Here is a 1,922-nt window from a genome sequence, read left to right as displayed (position 1 = left end):
GGTGGAAGCCCGGAGGCGAGCGCGACGCGAAGATCACCCCGGAGCCGCCGGAAGAACGCCGCAGTGCGCCCGTTGTCCGCGGCTCGAATTGCTCCGCAATTCGGCCTACAGCAATTCGCTCCGCGAATTGCTGGGGCTAGCTACAGAACCGGGTCTTGTCCCGGCGCCTCCTTCTAAAAAACCTGACGCACAGTCAGGTTATCTCTTTTAGCGAGAATACTGCGGCTCTGCTCCACAGACACGACGCGCCGCCACTACGTGGCGGAAAGACAGCCACGCTCGTGCCGCACCGGTCGGCTCCGCAATTCCCGCAGGCGGGCTACTGAGTGGGACCTCGGTCTCGAAGTGAACAAAAGCTGACGCAGCGTCATATCCACCTGTCAGTACGGGAGTTGAGCAACTTCTGAGCAGAAAGTGGAGCCGCCTGCGAGGTGTCAGAGTGCCGGCGAGTCCGTAGGCCGCCCTTTCCATCTGAAAACCTGACTACCCGTCAGAAAATCAGGGTGACACATCGAGGACGCGGACGCCTACTCCCTCCCAGTCTTTAGGTGTGGTCGTGACTACCCGGGCGCCCTCTGGGCGCTCCGGGCCGGGCTGTGCCACATGTCGGGTATGGGACCAGCCCAGGGAGCGGGGCTCTCCTGATGCCGCGAGGACGGCTGCCAGGCCCAAGGGGTGGAAGGCGATCTGGTCCAGCATGGCGAGGTGGCCAGCTACTCCGGTGCGGGCCCGGTCGGCGTCCGCGAGCGCGGCCAGGGCGACGTGGACGCGCCAGGAGTCCGTGGCCGCGGACTGGTGCAGGATTCGCGAGACCAGGACGCTGCCTGCCCCCAGGGCGAGGAGGGCGCTCTCGTCCAGGACCACGTCCACCGCCTGGGCGGGGTCAGCGCTCATGCGGTATCGCCGAGCCGGCGCGCCAGCTCGGCATCTGCCGCCACGTCCTGCTCGGGGGTCGGGGTGTAACCCGACATCTCGCGCAGCACCGCCAGCGTGCGAGCGGTGCGTTCGGCGCGCTCACCGGCTGTGGGTGTGTGTGCCGCGAAGTCGCTGACCAGCTGCGCGATGCTCGTGCCCTTCTCCGCAGCGAGGACCGCGAGCCTGTCCCGGACAGTGTCCTCGACCTTGATCGTCGTGTGCGCCATAGTGGCAAGAATACATCAGGTATACCGGCGGGGTGCGCGGGTGGTGCGTACGCGGGAGTGCGTCATGCGGTTGCGGAGGTGACCGTGCCGCGGCGCAGGGTGTGCAGGATCAGCCACTGGTCGCCCCAGGCCATCGCCGTGCCGAGGGCGGCCATCAGGATGCCGACCAGCACACCGCCCGCCGCCGTTCCCAGTGCGAAGCCCACCGCGCCGAGTCCGGCCCGTACCGCGAACCGCACTCCGAGCAGGCCCAGTGCCAGGAATCGGGTGCGCTTGTTCTTCCACAGCGCCCGCATCAGGCGCATCCGGGTCCGCAGGACGGTCAGCGTCAAGGTGACGTTGAGGACCAGGACGACCGGGATCACCCAGTACACGGCCGGGTAGGCGCGGGCGACGTCGAAGACGCCGGCGAGGCATCCCATGATCGGGAAGTACCAGGCGGGCAGCCCCTTGAAGTCCGTGCCCCGCGCTACGTCCCGTACCTGCTCGGCCGTCACCTTGCTGCCGCCACCCATGTCCCGTGTCCCCCTGCGTCCATCCGTGCTCCGCTGCGTTCTTCCGACAGCACTGAGCATCGCGGACCACAGGCATGTCCCGGCAGAGCGAGGCGTCCCGACCCCGCCGGTACATATGTCACGTGGCCTGGTCCGCGCGCAGTTCGCCCCGGGGCCGGAGCACGTTGTCCAGGTACGAGGTCACGTTGCGGCGCGTCTCGGGCACGCTGTCGCCGCCGAACTTCTCCGCGACCGCGTCCGCCAGGACCAGGGCGACCATCGCCTC

General features: G+C 68.1%; 3 protein-coding genes. All 3 read right to left on the bottom strand.

The features are described from left to right. Positions 1-498 precede the first annotated feature (498 nt). The 3 genes from ABZY33_RS35965 to ABZY33_RS35955 all read right to left on the bottom strand — a co-directional run bounded on the left by ABZY33_RS35965 (position 499) and on the right by ABZY33_RS35955 (position 1,657). Positions 499-894 (bottom strand): hypothetical protein, encoded by a 396-nt coding sequence (locus ABZY33_RS35965; RefSeq protein ID WP_356495927.1) that lies wholly within the window; start codon positions 892-894, stop codon positions 499-501. Beyond that, positions 891-1,142, bottom strand: a complete 252-nt coding sequence (locus ABZY33_RS35960) for a hypothetical protein (RefSeq protein WP_356495926.1) — start codon at positions 1,140-1,142, stop codon at positions 891-893. Before ABZY33_RS35960 ends, ABZY33_RS35965 begins: the two co-directional genes overlap by 4 nt. Before the next feature lie 62 nt (positions 1,143-1,204). Continuing rightward, entirely contained in the window at positions 1,205-1,657 is a 453-nt protein-coding gene (locus ABZY33_RS35955; RefSeq protein WP_356495925.1) for a hypothetical protein, read from the bottom strand. Positions 1,658-1,922: the final 265 nt, after the last annotated feature.

The organism is Streptomyces sp. NPDC006552 (assembly GCF_040611655.1).
In the GTDB taxonomy this organism is placed as follows: Bacteria; Actinomycetota; Actinomycetes; order Streptomycetales; family Streptomycetaceae; genus Streptomyces.
This window is presented reverse-complemented; position numbering and strand designations above follow the sequence as displayed.